The sequence below is a fragment of the Streptomyces populi genome, from assembly GCF_002911015.1.
Lineage (GTDB): Bacteria > Actinomycetota > Actinomycetes > Streptomycetales > Streptomycetaceae > Streptomyces > Streptomyces populi.
In genome coordinates this window covers 1-21,130 of sequence record NZ_KZ626975.1, presented here as the reverse complement: position 1 = coordinate 21,130, position 21,130 = coordinate 1, and the positions used below count along the sequence as shown (strand labels likewise).

Genomic DNA, 21,130 nt, shown 5'->3' with positions numbered 1-21,130 from the left:
CACCTTCTGCGCGGGAGCCGACCTGCGCGACCCGCCGCCCCCGGAGGCGTTCGTCGGCCTGCTGCGGGGGATCGTCGAGCTGCGCAAGCCCGTCGTGGCCCGGGTGGACGGGCACGTCCGGGCGGGCGGGCTCGGTCTGCTCGGGGCCTGCGACATCGCGGCGGCGGGCGCGGCGGCGAGCTTCGCCTTCACCGAGGTGCGGATCGGGGTCGCCCCCGCCGTGATCTCGCTCCCGCTGCTGCCCCGCGCCGACCCGCGCGCCCTCGCCCGGTACTACCTCACCGGCGAGCGCTTCGACGCCGTCGAGGCGGTCCGCACCGGGCTCCTCACGGCGGCCGGGGACGACGTGGACGCCGTACTCGCGCCCGTGCTCGACGGGCTGCGCCGGTCGGAACCCGGAGCCCTCGCCGAGACGAAGGCGCTGCTCACGGCTAAGGTGCTTCAGACCTTCGACCGGGACGCGGCGGACCTGACCGCGCTCTCGGCCCGGCTGTTCTCCTCCGCGCAGGCCCGCGAGGGGATGACGGCCTTCCTCGAACGACGGGATCCCGCATGGGTGGTGTGAGCGCGACGGAACACGCGGCACGTACTCCGCACGTCCCCAAACAGGACCGCAGCCGGGTCACCCGGCAGCGGCTCCTGGCCGCGGCCGTGGCCTGCCTCGCCGAACACGGCTGGGCGGGCTCCACGGTCTCCGTCGTCGCCGAGCGCGCCGGGGTGTCCCGGGGCGCCGCCCAGCACCACTTCCCCACCCGTGAGGACCTCTTCACGGCGGCGGTCGAGTACGTCGCCGAGGAACGCTCCACCGCCCTGCGGGACCTGTTCCCCGACGGCCCCGCCGACCGGCGGGCCGTCGTCGCCGCCCTCGTCGGCCTCTACACCGGGCCGCTGTTCCGCGCCGCCCTGCACCTGTGGGTCGCGGCCTCGAACGAGGACCAGCTCCGGGCGCGGGTGACCGAGCTGGAGGCCCGGGTGGGCCGCGAGAGCCACCGGATCGCGGTGGACCTGCTGGGCGCGGACGAGTCCCGGCCCGGGGTGCGCGAGACGGTCCAGGGCCTGCTCGACATGGCGCGCGGTCTCGGCCTCGCGAACCTGCTCACCGACGACACCGCGCGCCGGGAGCGGGTCGTGGCGCAGTGGGGGACGATCGTGGAGGAGACGCTCGGCTGAGCGGTGGCCCGGCGCCGCCCGGCCACCGCTCAGGGGCTGAGCCGCTCGATCCGCCAGCTGCCGTCGGGCTCGGCCACGTAGCGCAGCCGGTCGTGGAGGCGGTTCTCGCGTCCCTGCCAGAACTCGACCGTCTGCGGGGCGATCCGGAAACCGCCCCAGTGCGGCGGCACCGGCACCCGCTCGCCCTCCGGGTAGCGGGTGCTCAGCTCCGCGTACAGGACGTCCAGCTCGGTGCGCGAGGGGATGACCTTGGACTGCGTGCTCGCCCAGGCGCCCAGCTGGGAGCCGTGCGGGCGGGTGCGGAAGTAGGCGGCGGTCTCGTCCCGGCCGGTGCGCCGCGCCGTCCCGGTGACGATGACCTGCCGGGCCATCGGGTGCCACGGGAAGAGCAGCGAGATGTACGGGTTGCGGGCCAGTTCGAGGGCCTTGCGCGAGTCGTAGTTGGTGTAGAACACGAAGCCCTGGTCGTCGTACCCCTTGAGCAGCACCGTGCGCGAGCTGGGCCGGCCCTCGGCGTCCGCCGTGGAGACGACCATCGCGTTCGGCTCGTGCACGAAACCGTGCACCGCGGCCTGCGCAGCCTGTTTGAACCAGCGGGAGAACTGCTCCATGGGGTGCGCGGCGACGTCGCCCTCGTCGAGTCCCTCGGCTCGGTAGTGCGCCCGCATCGAGGCGGGGTCGTCGGCGATCTCCTCGTGCGCGGCCTCGGCGGCCTCGGCCGCGGCCTGGATGAGGGGCTCGTTCGTGGATTCGTCCGGGACACGATCGTTCACGCGGTCATCCTGCCCCATCGGGCCCCGTTTCCGGGGCGGATGCGGGAGCGGTGTGCTTCGTCACGCGGTGGCACTCAGTGCCGCGTACTCTCCCTGAAGATGGCACTCGGAGATATCGTGCTGGTGCCGTCCCGGTTGGAGGACCAGCCGTACGGGGCATCACCGGGGTGACCGCTTTCGGACCGCGAGTCGGCGGAGACTGATCGAAGGGCATTCGGGATTCTTCGCGGACGACCGTGGAACCGGCCGGCACAGCACCTCACCGTCGACCGCCACCCCTACAGGGGCGCCCGGTCACCTCCACCCCGACAACACCATCCGTCGTACACATCACGAGGAGCCGCCTGATGTCCGACTTCGTACCCGGACTCGAAGGAGTCGTCGCGTTCGAGACGGAGATCGCCGAACCCGACAAGGAGGGCGGCGCCCTCCGCTACCGAGGCGTCGACATCGAGGACCTCGTCGGCCACGTCTCCTTCGGCAACGTCTGGGGACTCCTCGTCGACGGCGCCTTCAACCCCGGCCTGCCGCCCGCCGAGCCGTTCCCGATCCCCGTCCACTCCGGTGACATCCGCGTCGACGTGCAGTCCGCGCTCGCCATGCTCGCGCCCGTCTGGGGCCTCAAACCCCTCCTCGACATCGACGCGGAGCAGGCCCGCGAGGACCTCGCCCGTGCCGCCGTCATGGCCCTGTCCTACGTCGCCCAGTCCGCCCGCGGCCAGGGACGGCCGATGGTCCCGCAGAGCGAGATCGACAAGGCGCACTCCATCGTCGAACGGTTCATGATCCGCTGGCGGGGTGAGCCGGACCCCAAGCACGTCGCCGCCGTCGACGCCTACTGGACCTCGGCCGCCGAGCACGGCATGAACGCCTCCACCTTCACCGCCCGGGTGATCGCCTCGACCGGCGCGGACGTCGCCGCGGCGCTCTCCGGGGCCGTGGGAGCCATGTCGGGCCCGCTGCACGGCGGAGCCCCCTCCCGCGTCCTCGGCATGATCGAGGAGATCGAGCGCACCGGGGACGCGGAGGCCTACGTCCGGCAGGCCCTCGACAACGGCGAGCGCCTGATGGGCTTCGGCCACCGCGTGTACCGCGCCGAGGACCCGCGCGCGCGGGTGCTGCGCCGCACCGCGCGCGAGCTGGGCGCCCCCCGCTTCGAGGTCGCCGAGGCCCTGGAGAAGGCCGCCCTCGCCGAGCTCCACGCGCGCCGCCCGGACCGTGTCCTCGCGACGAACGTCGAGTTCTGGGCGGCGATCGTCCTGGACTTCGCCGAGGTCCCGGCGCACATGTTCACCTCCATGTTCACGTGCGCCCGTACCGCGGGCTGGTCGGCGCACGTCCTGGAGCAGAAGCGCACCGGCCGTCTGGTGCGCCCCTCCGCGCGCTACGTGGGCCCCGGCACGCGCACCGTCCAGGAGGTCGAGGGGTACGAGGACATCGCGCACTGACCCCGCCGCGCACCGACCCCGTCCGGGCCGCCGGTCATCACGCGGGAGCGAGCAGCTCCGCGTGGTGGCGGGCGGCGGCGAGCGGATGCGCCCGCAGCTTGCCCTTCAGCTCGTTGAAGCCGTACTCGGCGAAGAGCGGGTTCGACGGGTCGTCGGTGACGCCGGGCGCGCCGGAGGCGTGCGGGAAGGGCAGCGGCTCGATCCGGGCGTCGAGGCGCGGGTTGTAGAAGAACGGCACCGAGAACCGCTCGGTGGCCCCGGCGGGGCTCACCACCCGGTGGTTGGTCGCCAGGAGGTACCCGTTCGTGGCGACCTCCAGGAGCTCGCCCAGGTTGACCACGAAGGCGCCCGGCAGCGGCGGCACGTCGTGGAAGAGGCCGTCCTCGCGCTGCACCTGGAGCCCGCCGATGTGGTCCTGGAGCAGCAGCGTCAGGAATCCGTAGTCCTTGTGCGCGCCCACGCCCTGGGAGGCTCCGTCGCCGGCGCTCCCGGGATAGCGCACCAGCTTCAGGTGGGGATGCGCCCGCTCGCCGAAGACCGGGTCGTAGAAACCGGCGGGAGCCCCGATGGCGGTCAGCAGCTCGCGCAGCAGCCGGGCCGCGACCTCGCTCAGCCGTTCCATCCAGGTCAGCGCGGCGGTGCGCAGCTCCGGCAGCGCGGCCGGCCACTGGTTCGGGCCCTGGAGCCACCAGTAGGCGGGCTCACCGGGGCGAGGGGGCCGCGCGGGCCGCTCCGCGCCTATGTCGAGCTGGTCCCGCCAGTCCCGGCTGCCGCCCGTGCGCTCGTCGCCCGTCCGCGTGTACCCGCGGAAGTGCGGTGAGCCGGTGTTGTCGAGGGCCAGCCGGTCGGCCTCGGGGAGCGCGAAGAACCGGTGCATGGCCCGCAGCAGCGCGCCGGTCTCGGCCTCGGTCACCCCGTGCCCGGTGAGCTGGAAGAACCCCACGTCGTGGGCGGCGCTGTGGAGCTGCGCGTGCAGCAGCGCCCGGGCCTGCGGGCCGCGGTCGGCCGCCGAGAGGTCGATGATCGGGAGCTGTCGGTACGAGGGGAGCCGCCGCCCGTTCGGGGCAGGCGTGGAAGACGTGTTCGTCGTCATGAGATGCGTCCGCGGGGTGTACGGGGACCCGGGAGGCCGCCAGGGGTGGGGCGGGGTCCACGGGTGCCGGGTGAGGGAAAGAGGCTGTGCGAAGGGGGCCGGTCAGGCAGAGCGCCGACAGCCCGTGCTCGTGACGCGCACGTAGTCCACGTGGCGGCGTCGAACGAGCATCGGATGCATGGCCCCAGAGTACTGCGGCCCCCGCGATCCATCCGTGACCCGGATCACTCCGGTGGGCCGCCCGGCCTCGGAGGCCCCTTCACCCGGGAGGGACGCGTGCCCGGGGCGGGAAAGCGGACGACCCGCGAGCTCGGGTCCCTCCGCCTTGCGGCGACGGGGCCGGCCGGACGCACCGGCGAGCTCGCGGGTCGGGTGACTGCGTTGGATTGGGCCGGCTGCATGCACATCACACATGCTGGTCCGGCGCCGAACCGAGTCCGGCAACGGGCCGCTAGCCCGCAGCCACCTCGTATGTCCGGGTTTCCGTCATGAGCCGAACCACCTCCTCTCCTACGTGTGCATCACTCTAGGAACACATCCCGGAGGCCTCAAGCGATTTACCGCGGGGCGCCGGAGGGGGCCAGGGGCCCCTGGGGCGGGCGGTGCGGAAATCCGGAGTACAGCGATTTCCTCCATCTTCGGGGAACGAGGTGTGGGCTGGGTCACGTTCGAGTTGAATGGTGGTGACTGAGTGAACTGTCGCGCCGTACACACGGACGCAGCCTGCAGGGGGTCCAGGTGAGTGCTTCCCGGCGTAGTGGGACCACCGACGAGCTGGGGCCGGACGAGCCCGGGCGGGACGGCTCGGATCTGCTGGCCGCGCTGCTGGACGGCATGGACGCGGCCCTGTGCGCCTTCGACGCCGACGGGGTCCTCACCCACTGGAACCGCGAGGCCGAGCGCATCCTCGGGTGGACGGCGGCCGAGGCCGTGGGGCGGCGCGGATTCGCCGGCTGGGCCGTGCGGACCGCGGACGCCGAGGAGGTCGAGGGCCGGCTGATGTCCGCCATGGAGGCCCCCGGCCGCCAGGTGCAGGAGTTCGCGCTCCTCACCAAGGACGGGGGCAGGGTGCTCGTGCGTACCCAGTCCGCCGCCGTGCGCGGCCCGGACGGCAAGCCCGCCGGGGTGTACTGCGCCTTCAGCGAGGTGCACACCCAGATCGACCTGGAGCGGTCGATCGCGCTGAGCGAGGCGCTCTTCGAGGACGCCGGCTGGGGCGTGGTGCTGGTCGACGCGGACCTGCGGCCCGCCGTGGTCAACGAGCACGCCGCCCAGGCCTTCGGGACCGGACGCGGCTCCGTCCTCGGCCGGCCGCTGGGAGACCTGCTCTCCCTGGGCGTCGAGGAGCTGGAGAGCGCCCTCACCCACGTCCTGTCCGAAGGCGCGCCGCCGGCCCCCGCGGACATGTGGGTGGGCGTGCGCACGCCGGAGGGCGACAGGCGGCGGTGCTGGCTCAGCGGCTTCGTGCGGCTCGCCTCGCCGCTCGCGGAGGAACCCGTGCCGCTCGGCGTCGGCTGGCTCTTCCAGGACGTGACCGAGGCCAAGCAGGCCGAGCAGGAGGCGGCGATGCTGCGCTTCCGCGCCAACCAGCTGCACCGCGCCGCGCGGGCCGCGGCCGAGTGCGAGAGCCCGGCCGAGGCCGCCGCCGTCCACCTCGACTTCGCCCTCGCGGGCTTCGCCGACCACGCCCTGGTCGACCGGGTGGCCCAGGGCCGGTCGGTGGACGAGGAGGGGCCCGTGCGGTTCGTGCGGACGGTCGCCACGCCCGCCGGGTCGCCCGGACCGAGCCACATCACCGGGAAGGCCGGGCTGCCCCTGCGCTACGGGGAGGGGCACCCCGCGCTGCAATGCGTGGAACGCGCCGGTTCCGTGCGGGCCGACGCGACCGCCGCCGACCCCGAACAGGCGCGCGAGTGGGCGCTCGCCCGTCAGTGGCCGCGGGACTCCGTGCACGCCCTGTGCGCGGTGCTGCGCAGCCGCGGCCGGACGCTGGGGGTCGTCACGTTCCTGCGGAACGCGGGCCGCAGCCGGTTCGAGCGCACGGACGCGATGTACGCGGAGGACGTGGCCGCACGGATCGCGATGGCCCTGGACCTGGCGGAACTGACGGAAAAACCCTGAGGACACCCCCGGCCGCCCACCCGGCCTCCCGGAAGCCTCGGGGGCCCCGGAGCCTCGCCCCCGGAATCCGCCCGGCGCCGGTCGAGACCTGGTCTCCTGGAAGCCCCGGTGCCCCGGAATCCGCCCGGCGCCGATCGCGGCCCGGTTCCGGGACCTCTTCAGCGCCGGTAGAAGATTCGGTCCCCGTACTCCGTCATGACCCGGCCGTTCCACTCGTGGCCGCCGTCGACGTTGCCCGAGCGGAGCAGGGGCGGCTCGACGCCGCGGTCCGCGAGGGCGCCCGCCGCCGTGGCCATGACGGCCTGGAGGAGGGCCGAGGTGACGACGGTCGAGGCGGGGGCGAAGGGCGCCTCGATGGAGTCCAGGGTGAGTTCCGCGTCGCCGACCGGGATCCGCGAGTCGAGGACGACGTCGCAGTGGTCCTTGAGGTAGGTGCCCGACACATGACGTGACGTCGTCTCGGTGGCGTAGGCGACGGAGGTGACGCCGATGACCTTCACCCCCAGGGCGCGGGCGTTCATGGCCATCTCCACCGGGAGCGCGTTGCGGCCGGAGAGCGAGATGACCACCAGCAGGTCGCCGGAGCGCAGCGGGCTGGAGTCGAGGACCGCGCTCGCCAGACCGTCGACCCGCTCCAGGGCGGAGCCCAGGGTCGCGGGCATGACGTCGACGCCCACCACTCCCGGCACGGTGAGCAGGTTCATCAGGGCGAGGCCGCCCGCGCGGTAGACGATGTCCTGCGCGGCGAGCGAGGAGTGCCCGGCGCCGAAGGCGAAGAGCCGGCCGCCGTCGACGACGGTGTCGGCGATCAGGGTCCCGGCCGCCTCGATCTCCCCGGCGTCCTCGTCCCGCACCTGCCGCAGCAGGCCGATGGCGGCGTCGAAGAACTGCCCGGCAAGCTTGCTGTCGCTCATCGGCGAAGCCCCTTAGAAGTCTCGTCGGCTCGGACGTCCCGGCGGCGCCCGGCCGGCGCGGGGCGGGCGGACGGCTGAACCGGTCGCCCGGCGCGGCCGTACTCCCGTCGTGTCGCGGATCACGTTGCGGTCTGGACCACTGCCCTGTCAATACGGCTTCCGGGGGCGCTTCCGGGCGCGCCGGCCACGGCGTCCGCGGGCGGGCCGGATGCCCGGGCCGTGTGGATCCTGGGCGATCGGCGTCAAGCGGTTCGAACGGCGAGGCACGGTTGTCGGTGCTATGCGTCAGAATTGAGTCCAGGGCCAGCGCACACGCCGGTGGGCCATCGGGTCTCCGGCAGAGCTAATCGAGGGGCACGAATGTCCGGACTGATCGACACCACGGAGATGTATCTCCGCACCATCCTCGAGCTGGAGGAGGAAGGCGTCGTCCCCATGCGCGCCCGTATCGCGGAGCGGCTCGACCAGAGCGGCCCGACGGTGAGTCAGACGGTCGCGAGAATGGAGCGCGACGGCCTGGTGGCGGTGGCGAGCGACCGGCATCTGGAGCTCACGGACGAGGGCCGGCGGCTGGCCACGCGCGTCATGCGCAAGCACCGTCTCGCCGAGTGTCTGCTCGTCGACGTCATCGGCCTGGAGTGGGAGCAGGTGCACGCGGAGGCCTGCCGCTGGGAGCACGTGATGAGCGAGGCGGTGGAGCGGCGGGTGCTGGAGCTGCTGCGCCACCCGACCGAGTCGCCGTACGGGAACCCGATCCCGGGCCTGGAGGAGCTGGGCGAGAAGGACGGCGCGGACCCGTTCCTGGACGAGGGCATGGTGGCGCTGTCCGAGCTGGACCCGGGCCTGGACGGCAAGACCGTGGTCGTACGGCGGATCGGTGAGCCGATCCAGACGGACGCCCAGCTGATGTACACGCTGCGGCGTGCGGGCGTGCAGCCCGGTTCCGTGGTCAGCGTGACCGAGTCGGCCGGCGGGGTCCTCGTCGGCAGCGGCGGCGAGGCCGCGGAGCTGGAGGCGGACGTTGCCTCTCACGTGTTCGTCGCCAAGCGCTGACACGGCCCGCGGGTCCGAGGTCCCCGGCGCCGCCGGTGGCCGGCCCCGCAGTGTCCGGGCCCGTGGTGTCCGGGCCCCCGGCGGCCGTGTCCCGGGCGTCCGCACTTCGGGTGTCCCTGATTCCGGATCCCCGTTTCCTCTTCACCCGCGCTTCCGGTGCCCGCGAGGGGCAGCTTCCGGGCGCCGACCGGGGGGTCGGCGGCCGCTGACCTCCGTGTCGGCGCCCGGGAGCACGCCGGACACCGTGGGGCGCGCTCGGCCCGCACTGCCCCCGGTGTGCCAACTGCTGTGACTACAGGGGTAGTTGTGATGCCTCCGCGACCTTGTCGAAACCAAGATTCAGTGTGCCGAATCGCAGCGCCGGGACCGTTTGCGTGCGAGGCTGTCGCGTGAGGCATATGACCTGAGGGCTCTTGACCGTGTCCGAGAGCGATGGTGCACGGTCGGAGAGGGGGCGTGAAAATGTGCCGCGGACGTGGAGAAGGCCCCGGCGCCGTCCGGCGCCGGGGCCTGTCCTCCCCTGAGCTGACCCGGAGCCCCGAGCTCCCAGGGTCAGTCCCCTCGGACCGTTTTCCCCGAGCGGTCCGCCTCCCGCAGAAGATCTCCCCCGGGCGACGGCGATCAATCCTGGTGGGTGGTCACTCGAACGAGGGGTGTTGCGGCTGAAGAGGCCGGTTTCGAAACCCTATTCGATAACGTGGCGATGTGACGGGAGTGCACGAGAGGCACCGACCGGCACGGCGGGAACAGCGGCAGGAAGCGGTACGGGTGGACCGGCCGGGAAGAGCGGAAGCGGGCGGGTCCGAGCGAGCCAGGGGGTGCCATTACCGATGGTGCGGCGCATCGACGTGACGGGGGCGGGCGGTGTACGCCTGGCTGCCTGGGAGTTCGCCGATCCTCCCGGGAACGACCGGCCGGAGGCGTCCGGGACGCCCGGCGTGCTCTTATTGCACGGCCTCATGGGCCGTGCCTCGCACTGGGAGTCCACCGCCCGCTGGCTCTCCGGGCGGCATCGCGCCGTCGCCCTCGACCAGCGCGGTCACGGACAGAGCGACAAGGCACCGAAGGCCGAGTACACCCGTGAGGCCTACGTCGAGGACGCCGAGGCCGCCCTCGAACAGCTCGGTCTCGGACCGGCCGTCGTCGTGGGCCACGCGATGGGCGCGCTGACCGGCTGGCAGCTCGCCGCCAAACGCCCCGATCTCGTCCGCGCCCTGATCATCTGTGACATGCGGGCCTCGGCCCTGGGGGCCTCCTCGCAGCGCGAGTGGGAGGACTGGTTCAAGGCCTGGCCCCTCCCCTTCGCCACCCTCGACGACGTACGGAAGTGGTTCGGCGAGGACGACCCCTGGGTGGAGCGCCACAACCCCTCCCGCGGCGAGTTCTACGCCGAGGTGATGCACGAGTCCCCCGACGGCTGGCGCCCCGTCTTCGAACCGGAACAGATGCTCGAGTCCCGTCGGACATGGGTGTACGACGCCCACTGGGAGGAGCTCGCCCAGGTCCGGTGCCCCGCCCTGGTCGTCCGCGGCCTCGACGGCGAGCTCGGCCGGGCGGAGTCCCAGGAGATGGTCCGGGTCCTGCCCCGCGGTCAGTACGCGGAGGTCGCGGACGCCGGTCACCTCGTGCACTACGACCGGCCCGAGGCGTGGCGCGCCGCGATCGAGCCGTTCCTGGACGGCGTGCTCACCGGATGAAGCCGGCGCTCCTCACCCCTTGCTGACCGCCGCCAGGATCTCCGGCAGACGCCCTGCCGTCCGGGGCGCCGCGAGCCGGAGCCCCAGCAGCGTGATCAGCACCCCGTAGCCGGCGCCCACGGGCAGCAGCAGCCAGGTCCAGTGGCCGCCGTCGGCGCTCACGTTCAGCCAGATCGTCAGGGCGATGACGGGGGAGGCGAGCAGGGCGGCCGAGATCAGACCGCCGAAGATGGCGATCCAGGCGAGACCGGCCTGACCGGGTGCCACGTTCTTGTAGCCCTCCTGGGGGATGGAGTACGGGAAGCGGGCCGAGGACCAGGCGCCGGTCGCCAGCATCGCGCCGAGCAGCGCGAAGGACAGGCCGAGCACCTCGGGCAGCTTCTCCCACGCGCCGAGCAGCCCGGTCGTCACCGTGGTCACGAGCGTCGCGTACGGCAGGGTGATCAACAGCAGGGCCAGCGCGCGTCCGCGCAGTTCGACGTAGGCGTCACGGGTCGAGGAGATCGTCAGCGCGACCATCCAGAAGGCGGACGTGTCCTGCCCGAACTGGTTGTACATCTGGATCCCGAGCATCCCGGCCGCGAAGCACGCGAAGTAGACCGAGCCGGTGCCCTGGAGCGCGTTGAACACCGGCACGATCAGACCGATGGCCAGCGAGGTCACCCACGCCGCCTTGGTCTTCGGATCGCGCCACACGTACCGCAGGCTGCGCTCCATGACCGTGCCGGTGCGCCCGGCCGGCAGCAGCCGCGCGAGCCCCGAGGAGCCGCGCTCCTTGGCGGCGGGTTCCGCGGCCTGGAGCGTGGACCCGTCGGGCGAGGTCATCAGCCGCGTCAGATGGCGGGACCAGAGCGCCAGCAGTCCCGCCAGGGCGGCCGCGCACAACGCGAGCTGGACGATCCCGGCCCCGTACGACCCGTCGCTCACCGAGTCCACGGCGCCGACCGCCGACGCGGGCGGGATCCAGCGCAGCACGTCCGTCACCGGGTCCAGCCTCGACAGGCCGCCCGCCGAACCGAGCCGCTGCGCGCCGAAGTTGACGAGCTGGGCGCCGACGGCGATGACCAGCCCGCTGAGCACCGCCAGATCGCGGCCCTTGCGGCTGGACAGCAGCCGGATGTTGGCGGCCGCGACGGCCCGCGCGAGGGCCACGCAGACCGTCAGGGCGAGCACGAGGGCGACCGCCGCCGTCACGTACGCCGCGGTCCCGTGCGCGACCGAGATCACCGAACCGAGCAGCAGACAGAACGTGAAGAGCGGCCCGACACCCACCAGGGAGGCGGCCAGCAGCGCCCGGACGAGCGGCTTCGGCCGCAGCGGCAGCATCACCAGCCGCGTCGGATCGAGCGTCTCGTCGCCGCTGGGGAAGAACAGCGGCATCACCGTCCAGCCGAGCGCCAGGACCGCCACGAGGAGGACGCCGACGGCGGTGGCGTGCTCGTTGCCGCGCAGCGCGATCAGACCGAGCAACTGGAGCGCGGCGAAGAGCAGCACGAGCACCGTGGACGCGATGAACGCGGCCCGCCGGCCGGCGGACTGCCGCAGTCCGTTGCGCAGGAGCGACAGCTTCAGGCGTACGACGACGGGGGTGATCGAGACGGCGGAGACGCCGGGGCCGGCGCTCACCGGGAAGCCCCGCCGCCCAGCCAGTCCAGGTCGGCCGTGGTGCCGCGCCCGTGCGCGCCGACCAGTTCCAGGAACGCCTGCTGGAGCGAGGGCGCGCCGCCGCGCACCTCCGCGAGCGGACCGTGCGCGCGGATGCGTCCGGCGGCCATGACGGCGACCCAGTCGCACAGCGACTCGACCAGCTCCATCACGTGGGAGGAGAAGACGACGGTGGCGCCGGACGCGGTGTACCGCTCCAGGACGCCCCGGATGGTCTGCGCGGAGACCGGGTCGACGCCCTCGAACGGCTCGTCCAGGAAGAGGACTTCGGGGTTGTGCAGGAGCGCGCAGGCCAGACCGATCTTCTTGCGCATGCCGGTCGAGTAGTCGACGACGAGTTTGTGCTGGGCGCCCGCGAGGTCGAGGACGTCGAGGAGCTGGGTGGCGCGCTTGTCGACCTCGGCGCCGGGCAGGCCCCGCAACCGGCCGGTGTAGCCGAGCAGTTCGCGCCCCGAGAGCCGCTCGAAGAGCCGGAGTCCCTCGGGCAGCACGCCGATCCGGGCCTTCACCTCCGCCGGGTCGCGCCACACGTCGCGACCGACGACCTCGACCGTGCCCTGATCGGGTCTGAGCAGTCCGGTCACCATCGACAGGGTGGTGGTCTTGCCGGCGCCGTTCGGCCCGACGAGCCCGATGAACTGCCCGGCGGGAAGCTCCAGATCGATCCCGGCCACGGCGATCTGCTCACCGAACCGCTTCCAGAGCCCCTGTATGCGTACGGCGGGTGTGCCGCCGTCCTTCGCTCCCTCGTCCATACAGGCACCCTAGATCCCCGGGCCGCCCGCCACCCGCCCCCGCCGGACTCCCCTGACCCCCGGCGTCCCGCGCCGGTCCCTGCCGGCCTCTACCGGTCGCGCCCGCAGGCGTAGGCCAGCGGCGAGATCAGCTCCTCCGCGTCCGGCAGCCAGCGGTTCGCGGGCGTCGGACGGCAGGCCCACTGCACGGCGCCCCGGGATCCGACCCGGGTCGGCGGCGCGGCCACGTAGGCCCCCTCGCCGAGCGTGGTCAGATCGAGCGAGGCCGGCGGCCAGCCCAGCGCCCGTACCAGACCGGGGATCTTCGCCGCCGCTCCGGGGAGCACGAAGAACTGCATGCGACGGTCCGGGGTGCACGTCACCGGTCCGAGGCCGAGATCCATCCGCCGCATACGGGCGAGCGCCAGGAACCCGGCCGACTCGGGTACGTCGATCGCGTCGAACGTACGCCCCGTGGGCAGCAGGACCGACGCCGTCGGCCGGTCCGACCAGAGCCGCCGCGCCACCGTCACGCTGCCCGTCGCCTGGGCCGCCCACTCCCGGCGTGCCGGATGCGCGCCGGGCGCGGCACAGGCGGGGTCGCCGCAGGAGCAGAGCTGTACACCGCCGGCCGTTTCGAGCCAGGTGCCGGGGAACACGTCCCAGTGGCGTTCCTCGACGTAGCGCACGGCGGTCTCCCGCAGCGAATCACCACGCTGGTGAGGTATCTGTGCGGACTCGGTGCCCGCGATGGTCTCTTCCACGTGGGTCTCAACTCCCGCGTCCACTTCGGGTTACGGGGGACATGCGCGCGGGGGAGGAGCACCGGTTCTCCGGCCGGGGCGCACGGGTGCACGTGCGGGGGCGCGCGGGGGAACGGCAGCCGGTAGCGGGTAATCAGGGGTGGGGCCGGGCAACCGTCTTCACCCCGGCAATCCTCATATGTCCCGCATCTTCGGTATGTCCGCGGGGCATCGATCTTCCTGGCCGGTCTTCTTCGGTGACCGGCCGGTGAGGACACGTCAACCCGGTGCGTGGGCAGGCACCGCAGCCACAGGGGGTACGCCATGGCCGCAAGGCCTCTCATCGCCAGGCAGCCGAACGAGCGGTTGCAGGCGCTCATCCAGGAAGCGGGCTGCTCGAACGCCGGGCTGGCCCGCCGGGTCAACATGTGCGGAGCGGAGCACGGGCTCGACCTGCGCTACGACAAGACGTCCGTCGCGCGCTGGCTGCGCGGCCAGCAGCCCCGGGGGCGGGCTCCGGCGATCATCGCCGAGGCGCTCGGCCGCAAGCTCGGCAGGACGGTCACGATCGACGAGATCGGCATGGCCAACGGCAAGAACCTGGCGTCCGGTGTCGGCCTCCAGTTCTCGCCGACCGTACTGGGCGCCATCGAGCAGGTCTGTGAGCTGTGGCGCAGCGACGTGGGGCGACGGGACTTCCTGTCCGGGTCGTCCGTCGCCGCCTCCGCGCTCGTCGAGCCGAGCCGCGACTGGCTGATCTCGTCGCCGGACTCGCAGGTCGCCCGCTCGGCGGGCCCGCGCGTCGGGCTCTCGGACGTGGCGGCCGTCCGCGCGATGACGCAGGCCCTCGTCGATCTGGACCACCAGTACGGCAGCGGACACGTGCGTCCGGTCGTCGTGCACTACCTGAACAGCGTGGTCTCCGGGCTGCTCGCCGGCTCCTACCGGGAAGCGGTCGGACGCGAACTGTTCGCGGCCGTGTCCCGGCTGACGGAACTGGCCGGCTACATGGCCATCGACACCGGCCAGCCGGGGCTCGCCCAGCGCTACTACATCCAGGCGCTGCGGCTCGCGCAGGCGGCCGGCGACCGCGGGTACGGCGGTTACGTCCTCGCCGCGTCCATGAGCCACCTGGCCGCCCAGCTCGGCAACCCGCGCGAGATCGCGCAGTTGGCGCGCGCGGCCCAGGAAGGCGCGCGCGGACGGGTGACGCCGCGGGCGGAGTCGATGTTCCACGCCGCCGAGGCGCGCGGGCACGCGCTGCTGGGCGACGCGCGCGCCGCCCAGGTGGCGGCCGGGCGGGCCGTCACGGCCCTGGAGAACGCCGACGCGGCCTCCGGGGACGACCCGGCGTGGATCGCGCACTTCGACGAGGCCTATCTGGCCGACGAGCTGGCCCACTGCCACCGGGACCTCGGCCAGGCCGAGGCCGCCGCGCGGTGCGCCGAGCAGTCCCTGGCCGGTCATCCCGAGACGCGTGCCCGCCGCCGGGCCATCGGTTACGTCCTGCTGGCCACGGCACAGGTCCAGCAGCGCCAGGTGGAGCAGGCCTGCCACACGGGCCTGCGCGCCGTCGAACTCCTCGGCACCCTCCGCTCCAACCGCGGCGCCGAGTACCTGGAGGACTTGCAGCAGCGCCTGGAGCCGTTCCGGAACGAGGCCGTGGTGCGGGAGTTCGGGGCGCGCATGGAGTTGCAGGCGGCGGCGTGAGCGTACGCGGGGGACTCCGGGGGTACGGGGGGTCCGGGGACACGTGAGTCGAGGGTGTGCCGTCCGGTGCGGCCGGACCGGTACGCGTCGCCAGGGGGCGCACACCGCGTGCGCCCCGCCCCGGACCCGCGCCCCGCGTGCTCCGGGGTGGAAGCCGGGGACGAGGGCTGCCGGCGCGGAGTGTGATCATTTCTCTTCCGGGCCGTCCGGGCCCGCGCGCATGAACATATGCTCCGTGGCGGCGTGAACGCCGGGAAAACGGGGGCGCCCTGAGCGGGGTGGGTCCTGTACAGCGCATTCGGGGGCGTTTTCGTTACCCGTGTCACAGGGCGGGGCGGTCACCGCAGGTGCTGCGTGGCACCGGGTTGTGGGGACCCGGTAGCGTGAGCCGATGATTCCGAAGGTCCCCCATTCGTAGGAGTCCCGGTGACGCAGAGTGGACAGGGCGAGGAGCCCTCGGCGCGGCCCGCGCGCGAAGGCATCGTGCTGCCCTCCGACGGCAGCGAGCCGCTGCTGCCGGGCACGGCGGGTGACCGTGCGACCCCGGCCGGCGGCCCGGCCTGGGGTGGACAGTGGGGCCCCGACCGGTCGGCCGCCCAGGCCCCGGGGCCCGGTGACGGCTGGGGCGCGCCCGCGTGGGGTCCCTCCGCCCCGTCCGAGCCCCAGGGCTGGCCGGCGTCGGACCCGCACGGCGCACAGCAGGCGCAGGGCTTCGGCGGGCCGGGATCCGGCTCCGCGCCGCTGCCGCCCGAGAACGCGCAGTCCTCGGCGTACGGCGTCCAGAACGGCTATGCGCCGGGGGCGCACGGCGCGCACTCCGCCGCCGGCTACGACGGCTACGGCGGCTACGGGGTCCAGGAGCAGCAGGGCGGGCAGGGGACGTCGCTGCCGGCCGGCGGCGACGAGGGCGCCACCCAGTACATTCCGTACATACCGGCCGCCCCGGGCGCGGACGAGGGGGCGACGCAGTTCATACCGCCGGTCGCCGCCGCGCCGGACGAGGGCGCCACCCAGTTCATGCCGCCGGTGGGGCCGGGCGCGCTGCCGCCGGAGACGGGGGCCGGGGCGCCGCAGTACCTGGGGCAGGCGACGCAGGGCGGCCCCGGCGCGGGATCCCTGCCGTCCGCCGGCTCGGACGCCGACGCCACCCAGTACATCCCGCCCGTGCCCGCGCAGCCGTCGGGGTCCTTCGGGATGCCCTCCGGCGCGCAGGAGGAGCGGCAGCCCCCGGCGGAGTTCGACAACCTCTTCCGCAACGAGCCGGAGGCGGCGGGGTCGACGCAGATGCTGCCGCGCATCGACGCGGGCGGCCCGCAGGCCCCGCGCGACACGTACGGCGCCCAGTCCGCGCCGGGCGCGCCCGGCGGCCGGTCCGCCGGGCGGCGCGGTGGCCCGTCCGACGGTGACGGAGCGGGCGGCGGTGGCCGCAGCGGCTCGCGCGTCCCGGTGATCGCGGCCGTCGGCATCGGCATCATCGTGCTCGGCGTCGGCGCGGGCGCCCTGCTCAGCGGTGGCGGAAGCGGCGACGACAGCAAGGACGACACCGGCAAGACGGTGGCCGCGACCGCGCCCGCGACGGCGGGTTCGTCGGCGCCCGCCGGTGCCGATCCGGTGAAGGCGCAGGCCGTCGAGCTGGACAAGCTCCTCGCGGACAGCGCCAACAGCCGTGACTCGGTGATCAGGGCCGTGGCGAACGTGAAGGCGTGCAACAACCTCGGCCAGGCGGCCAATGATCTGCGGGACGCGGCCAAGCAGCGCGGCGAGCTGGTCACCCGGCTCTCCGGCCTCGCGGTCGACAAGCTGCCGAACCACGAGGAGCTGACCGCAGCCCTCAACAGCGGCTGGAGGGCCTCCGCCTCGGCCGACAACCACTACGCGGCCTGGGCCGACCAGGTCGGCAACGGCAAGAAGGGCTGCCGCAAGGGCCAGGCCCGCACCACCGGGGAGACCCAGGCGGGCGACCGGGCCAGCGGAACGGCCTCCGCCCAGAAGGGGAAGGCCGCGACGCTGTGGAACTCCATCGCGTCGAAGTACGGCCTGACGCAGCGGGCCCGCACACAGCTGTGACCGTACGGAAGCCCGGCCCCCTCCGCCTGAGCGGCGAGGGGGCCGGGCTTCGTCGTGAGCGCCGCCCGGGCCCGCTAGTCCGCGGCCGCCAGCGTCTTCGCCATGTTGACGAACCCGCTCCGCTGCGAGGTCAGCCGACCGTCGCGGATCACCTGGAAGGTGACGTCCGCGTTGACGAGACGCGGGAAGGAGGCGGCCGGGGTCTGCGCGTCGAAGCGCCAGCTGAGCGTCGGCGTGAGCCCGCCCGTGCCCACCTTGATGCCGCTGTCGAGCTGGTGCCGGACGGTGAGCGGCGACACCTCTCCCGCGCCGAGGGACTCGATGACCTTCTTCAGCACGGTGTAGGCGATCCAGGTGGTCTGCACCCCGGAGTCGGCGGGATCGATCCGGTTGTCGCCGAAGGCCTGCTCCTTGATGACCGCGCGCATCGGGTACCAGCGCTTGTCGTCCGCGGTCGGGTACCAGCCGGTGACGTACGAACCCTCGTAGGGGCCCGCCTTGCCGCCGGTGGCGTCGATCTGCGACTGGTCGATGCTGCCGATGACCGTACCGGTGACCACCTTCCGGTAGTTCGCGCTGTCGCGCCGGAAGGAGTCCATGAAGGTGTTGGTGCGGTCGCCGAGCGAGGGGACCACACAGCCCTGCCGGCCCGGCTCGGAGGTCGCGTGATCGAGCGCCAGCTGTGTCGGCCGGGAGTACTCGGTGGCGTCCTCGGCCGCCCGCTGGTCCGCGGCCCGCGGGTGGCCCAGCGCCTTCAGACCGGCGTCGAGCAGCACCGGCAGCTCGTCACCGGCGATGGTGTCGGGGCGTATGAGCGAGACGGGGCCGCAGTTCTTGCCGAGCTGCTCGCCGAGTCCGGCCAGCAGGACGCCCTGACCGCCGTTGACGGGATAGGAGACGGGGCTGGTGAACTCGTCGTCGGTCACCCCGAAGCCCCCGATGTAGGGGATGCCCGCGCTTTCCAGCGGGGAGAGGAACGCACGGCTGTGCTGGCTGTAGGAACCGACGACCGCGACGACCTTCTCCTCGGCCGCCCGCTCGGCGCAGTGCGCGGCGTCGACCGAGTCGTTGTGGTCGTTGCAGGTGAGGACCTCCAGCTGACGGCCGTTGATGCCGCCGTGGGAGTTGACCCAGCGCGCGTAGGCCTTCGCCAGCGCGGGCATTCCGGGCTTGTTCGTCGCGTCGGTCTTCTCGGGCGCCCAGGTCATCACCTTGACGGGGCCATCCCCGGAGCCCCCCGTGGCACCAGGGATGGCCCCGCATCCGACGGCGACCGACGCGCACGCGATTAACGCGCTCGCGTACAGCAGCTTGGCCTTGCGGGGCCGGGGCGGAGTGGGGGAGGTGGTGCGAGTACGTCGCCTACCGGTCATGGGCATGCACGATTCCCCCACACCAGAAACCCTTGTGTGACCCGTGGTCGACAACAGGTGACGCTGAGGTGAATTGCAGGGGCCGATGAACTGTTTTTCACAGGGACCGTACGATCGATGACCGTGCAAGACTCGGAGAACCCTTCCCGCCGCGGCCGTCGCTCATCCACCATGGGCGGCATGCCACTGAACGACATGCCTTGGTGGCGCTGGCGCAGCAATGTGCGCTCCGCGCTGCACATGCTTTCCGACCCCGTCTTCCAGAGGGACGTCTGGCTCGCCGGCGTCGACGGGTACGGCGACGTCACGGACGCCGTGTACCGCCTGGTCGAGGACACCTGGCTGGACAACTGGTCGGCCGAGAAATACGTCGGCACGATCTTCCGGGACTCCCAGGAGGCGGCCCTCGTGGACAGCGCCGTCCTGCGGGTCCTGCGGATCATGCACCAGGTCGGACCCGACGCGCCCGTCTCCGCCTATCTCGACCACCAGGGGTGGCCGGACGCCCTCCAGGCCGCGCGCGCCGCGCACGTACGGCTGGCGTCGAGCGACGGCGAGGACCCGGACGCGCCTCCGCGCACCCTCGAGGTCCTGCGCATCCTGACGCGGTCCGCATAGCCGTCGGTACGGCCGTGGGCCCGTGGCCCGGCGGCCGTGAGGTGCCCCGGAGGGCGTCCGCGTGGCGGGACGGCACTCCGGTGCGGACCCCTGGTATGGGATTCTGTCCCGCATGAATGAGCCGTCCGTCCGCGGGACCGCGCCCGCCGCCGAGCAGTACGTCCTGACGCTGTCCTGCCCCGACAAGCAGGGCATCGTGCACGCCGTGTCGAGCTACCTGTTCATGACCGGCTGCAACATCGAGGACAGCCAGCAGTTCGGCGACCACGACACGGGCCTGTTCTTCATGCGCGTCCACTTCTCGGCGGAGTCGCCGGTGACCGTGGAGAAACTGCGTGCGAGTTTCACGGCGGTCGGTGACGCGTTCCACATGGAATGGCAGATCCACCGGGCCGAGGACCGGATGCGGATCGTCCTCATGGTCAGCAAGTTCGGCCACTGCCTGAACGACCTGCTCTTCCGCGCGCGGATCGGAGCACTGCCCGTCGACATCGCCGCGGTGGTCTCCAACCACACGGACTTCGCGGAGCTGGTGGGGTCCTACGACATTCCCTTCCACCACATCGCGGTGACGAAGGACACGAAGGCCGAGGCGGAGGCGCAGCTGCTGGAGCTGGTGCGCGAGAAGGGCGTCGAGCTGGTCGTCCTCGCCCGCTACATGCAGGTCCTCTCGGACGACCTGTGCAAGCAGCTCAGCGGCCGGATCATCAACATCCACCACTCCTTCCTGCCGAGCTTCAAGGGCGCCAAGCCGTACCACCAGGCGCACGCCCGCGGGGTCAAGCTCATCGGCGCCACGGCGCACTACGTCACCGCCGACCTCGACGAGGGCCCGATCATCGAGCAGGAGGTCGAGCGGGTCGGTCACGACGTCACCCCCGACCAGCTCGTCGCCATCGGACGTGACGTGGAGTGCCAGGCGCTGGCCCGTGCCGTGAAGTGGCACGCGGAGCGCCGCATCCTGCTGAACGGACGCCGGACGGTCGTCTTCGCCTGACCGCCTGACCGCCTGACCGCCTGACCGTCTGACCGCCTGACCGTCCGAACCCCTGACCGTCCGAACGCGCCGGATCACATCCGGCTCAGCGACGCGGCCGCGAGCAGTACGTCCCTGATGACCTCGCGGTCGCCGTCCTGTCCGGCGGCCGCCTCCTCCGGGGACACATGGCCCGCGGCCAGGCGGCAGAACTCCACCCCGTCCAGCGCGACATGGGCCACCTCGTGCTCGGCGGAGCCGACGGCGCCGGGCGAGTCGAGCGGGATGAGCCACTCGCCGCCGCCGGAGCCCTCGATCTCCAGACGCAGGCTGCGGCCCGGGGCGCCCGCCGTGACGAGACGCCGGGAGGACCGGTCCGACAGCCCGGCCCGGCGCCGCTCGGCGAGCGAGACGGGCAGCATCCGCGCGGCCAGGTCGATCATCCGGTGCAGATGCCGGGGAGCGGGCGGTTCGTACGGGTAGTCCACCGCGTCGGCGATGTCCTCCGCGTGCACCCAGCACTCGAAGGCCCGGTCCAGCATCGAGTCGCTGAGCGGCAGTTCGAAACCGCCGTACGGCACGGTGAGCCGTCCGGAGGCCTCCCCGCCCGCGACCCCGCCGGTCGCCGGGGCGTCCTCCTCCACGAACGACACCGACCGGACGATGCCGTGGCTCTGCTCCCGCCAGGGACCGCGCACGGACCAGGTGGGCGGGACGCGCGAGGCACGCCAGTACGCCTCCGTGCGGTCCTGCGGGGTCGCCCGCTCCGCGTCGGGCTTGCCGAGCGGATCGTCCAGGCCCAGCGCGACGGCGACCAGTCCGTCGACGCTCAGCAGGTGGGCGATGACCCCGGCGACCGTCGTACGGCGGCTCACGGGCCCCTCGCCCTCGAACCAGCGCAGCCGCACCGGCGCGTGCCATTCGGAGCCGCCGATGTCCTGGAGCAGGGCGTCGAGACGGGCGGTCTCCGCGTCG

18 protein-coding genes are annotated in these 21,130 nt (G+C 73.0%); 10 read left to right on the top strand and 8 right to left on the bottom strand.

Annotation, left to right across the window (positions count from 1 at the left end):
* Both CW362_RS37770 and CW362_RS37765 read left to right on the top strand, forming a co-directional pair.
* A partial coding sequence (locus CW362_RS37770; protein WP_103554118.1) for an enoyl-CoA hydratase-related protein occupies positions 1-565 on the top strand: 565 nt, incomplete at its 5' end.
* Positions 553-1,170: a TetR/AcrR family transcriptional regulator gene (locus CW362_RS37765; protein ID WP_103554117.1), complete on the top strand. Its 618-nt coding sequence runs from the start codon at positions 553-555 to the stop codon at positions 1,168-1,170. The genes CW362_RS37770 and CW362_RS37765, both read left to right, overlap by 13 nt.
* Positions 1,171-1,199: 29 nt before the next feature.
* Here CW362_RS37765 and pdxH read toward each other — a convergent pair whose 3' ends face one another.
* Positions 1,200-1,838, bottom strand: a complete 639-nt coding sequence (gene pdxH / locus CW362_RS37760) for a pyridoxamine 5'-phosphate oxidase (RefSeq protein ID WP_240658257.1) — start codon at positions 1,836-1,838, stop codon at positions 1,200-1,202.
* A gap of 452 nt (positions 1,839-2,290) precedes the next feature.
* Here pdxH and CW362_RS37755 point away from each other — a divergent pair, with 452 nt between their 5' ends.
* The gene (locus tag CW362_RS37755; protein ID WP_103554115.1) at positions 2,291-3,391 is read left to right on the top strand and encodes a citrate synthase 2; all 1,101 of its coding nucleotides are present in this window, start codon (positions 2,291-2,293) and stop codon (positions 3,389-3,391) included.
* Positions 3,392-3,428: 37 nt separating this feature from the next.
* On the opposite strand, the gene CW362_RS37750 is transcribed toward CW362_RS37755, so the two are convergent.
* Complete coding sequence (locus tag CW362_RS37750; RefSeq protein ID WP_103554114.1) at positions 3,429-4,484, bottom strand: isopenicillin N synthase family dioxygenase; 1,056 nt, start codon at positions 4,482-4,484, stop codon at positions 3,429-3,431.
* A gap of 738 nt (positions 4,485-5,222) precedes the next feature.
* On the opposite strand from CW362_RS37750, the gene CW362_RS37740 reads away from it, so the two are divergent.
* Positions 5,223-6,605, top strand: coding sequence for a PAS domain-containing protein (locus CW362_RS37740; protein WP_240658256.1), 1,383 nt, complete (start codon positions 5,223-5,225; stop codon positions 6,603-6,605).
* Positions 6,606-6,763: 158 nt separating this feature from the next.
* Here CW362_RS37740 and CW362_RS37735 read toward each other — a convergent pair whose 3' ends face one another.
* Positions 6,764-7,519 carry an SIS domain-containing protein gene (locus tag CW362_RS37735; protein ID WP_103554112.1) on the bottom strand — a complete coding sequence of 252 codons (756 nt, stop codon included), beginning with the start codon at positions 7,517-7,519 and terminating at the stop codon, positions 6,764-6,766.
* A gap of 360 nt (positions 7,520-7,879) precedes the next feature.
* Between CW362_RS37735 and CW362_RS37730 the strand changes: the two genes are divergently transcribed.
* Both CW362_RS37730 and CW362_RS37725 read left to right on the top strand, forming a co-directional pair.
* Positions 7,880-8,572 carry an iron-dependent transcriptional repressor DtxR gene (locus tag CW362_RS37730; protein ID WP_103554111.1) on the top strand — a complete coding sequence of 231 codons (693 nt, stop codon included), beginning with the start codon at positions 7,880-7,882 and terminating at the stop codon, positions 8,570-8,572.
* An 830-nt stretch (positions 8,573-9,402) separates the two neighbouring features.
* A complete protein-coding gene (locus CW362_RS37725) occupies positions 9,403-10,269 on the top strand; it encodes an alpha/beta fold hydrolase (protein WP_103554110.1) in 867 nt (288 codons plus the stop codon).
* Between the two features lie 12 nt (positions 10,270-10,281).
* Here the strand turns inward: CW362_RS37725 and CW362_RS37720 are convergent, their stop codons facing one another.
* From CW362_RS37720 to CW362_RS37710, 3 genes are all read right to left on the bottom strand, one after another.
* Entirely contained in the window at positions 10,282-11,895 is a 1,614-nt protein-coding gene (locus tag CW362_RS37720; protein WP_103554109.1) for a transporter, read from the bottom strand.
* Positions 11,892-12,689, bottom strand: a complete 798-nt coding sequence (locus CW362_RS37715; RefSeq protein WP_103554108.1) for an ABC transporter ATP-binding protein — start codon at positions 12,687-12,689, stop codon at positions 11,892-11,894. The genes CW362_RS37720 and CW362_RS37715 overlap by 4 nt, the downstream gene beginning before the upstream one ends.
* A gap of 89 nt (positions 12,690-12,778) precedes the next feature.
* The gene (locus CW362_RS37710; protein ID WP_103554107.1) at positions 12,779-13,432 is read right to left on the bottom strand and encodes a bifunctional DNA primase/polymerase; all 654 of its coding nucleotides are present in this window, start codon (positions 13,430-13,432) and stop codon (positions 12,779-12,781) included.
* A gap of 303 nt (positions 13,433-13,735) precedes the next feature.
* Between CW362_RS37710 and CW362_RS37705 the strand changes: the two genes are divergently transcribed.
* Positions 13,736-15,121: an NsdA family TPR-like regulatory protein gene (locus tag CW362_RS37705; protein WP_103554106.1), complete on the top strand. Its 1,386-nt coding sequence runs from the start codon at positions 13,736-13,738 to the stop codon at positions 15,119-15,121.
* Positions 15,122-15,547: 426 nt separating this feature from the next.
* The gene (locus tag CW362_RS37700; RefSeq protein WP_103554105.1) at positions 15,548-17,188 is read left to right on the top strand and encodes a hypothetical protein; all 1,641 of its coding nucleotides are present in this window, start codon (positions 15,548-15,550) and stop codon (positions 17,186-17,188) included.
* A 74-nt stretch (positions 17,189-17,262) separates the two neighbouring features.
* Here CW362_RS37700 and CW362_RS37695 read toward each other — a convergent pair whose 3' ends face one another.
* A complete protein-coding gene (locus CW362_RS37695; protein WP_103554104.1) occupies positions 17,263-18,561 on the bottom strand; it encodes an ABC transporter substrate-binding protein in 1,299 nt (432 codons plus the stop codon).
* A gap of 117 nt (positions 18,562-18,678) precedes the next feature.
* Here CW362_RS37695 and CW362_RS37690 point away from each other — a divergent pair, with 117 nt between their 5' ends.
* Positions 18,679-19,179 carry an SCO4402 family protein gene (locus CW362_RS37690; protein ID WP_103554103.1) on the top strand — a complete coding sequence of 167 codons (501 nt, stop codon included), beginning with the start codon at positions 18,679-18,681 and terminating at the stop codon, positions 19,177-19,179.
* Between the two features lie 112 nt (positions 19,180-19,291).
* Entirely contained in the window at positions 19,292-20,176 is an 885-nt protein-coding gene (gene purU, locus CW362_RS37685; protein WP_103554102.1) for a formyltetrahydrofolate deformylase, read from the top strand.
* 74 nt (positions 20,177-20,250) lie between these two features.
* Here purU and CW362_RS37680 read toward each other — a convergent pair.
* Positions 20,251-21,130 (bottom strand): maleylpyruvate isomerase mycothiol-dependent enzyme family protein (locus tag CW362_RS37680; protein ID WP_338069095.1); only part of this gene is annotated, 880 nt, incomplete at its 5' end.

Excerpts from the sequence above, each read along its gene's own strand:
- CW362_RS37765 (WP_103554117.1), top strand. The coding sequence starts at position 553 with ATGGGTGGTGTGAGCGCGACGGAACACGCGGCACGTACTCCGCACGTC.
- pdxH (WP_240658257.1), bottom strand. The coding sequence starts at position 1,838 with ATGCGGGCGCACTACCGAGCCGAGGGACTCGACGAGGGCGACGTCGCC.
- CW362_RS37755 (WP_103554115.1), top strand. The coding sequence starts at position 2,291 with ATGTCCGACTTCGTACCCGGACTCGAAGGAGTCGTCGCGTTCGAGACG.
- CW362_RS37750 (WP_103554114.1), bottom strand. The coding sequence starts at position 4,484 with ATGACGACGAACACGTCTTCCACGCCTGCCCCGAACGGGCGGCGGCTC.
- CW362_RS37735 (WP_103554112.1), bottom strand. The coding sequence starts at position 7,519 with ATGAGCGACAGCAAGCTTGCCGGGCAGTTCTTCGACGCCGCCATCGGC.
- CW362_RS37730 (WP_103554111.1), top strand. The coding sequence starts at position 7,880 with ATGTCCGGACTGATCGACACCACGGAGATGTATCTCCGCACCATCCTC.
- CW362_RS37725 (WP_103554110.1), top strand. The coding sequence starts at position 9,403 with ATGGTGCGGCGCATCGACGTGACGGGGGCGGGCGGTGTACGCCTGGCT.
- CW362_RS37715 (WP_103554108.1), bottom strand. The coding sequence starts at position 12,689 with ATGGACGAGGGAGCGAAGGACGGCGGCACACCCGCCGTACGCATACAG.
- CW362_RS37705 (WP_103554106.1), top strand. The coding sequence starts at position 13,736 with ATGGCCGCAAGGCCTCTCATCGCCAGGCAGCCGAACGAGCGGTTGCAG.
- CW362_RS37695 (WP_103554104.1), bottom strand. The coding sequence starts at position 18,561 with ATGACCGGTAGGCGACGTACTCGCACCACCTCCCCCACTCCGCCCCGG.
- CW362_RS37690 (WP_103554103.1), top strand. The coding sequence starts at position 18,679 with ATGACCGTGCAAGACTCGGAGAACCCTTCCCGCCGCGGCCGTCGCTCA.
- purU (WP_103554102.1), top strand. The coding sequence starts at position 19,292 with ATGAATGAGCCGTCCGTCCGCGGGACCGCGCCCGCCGCCGAGCAGTAC.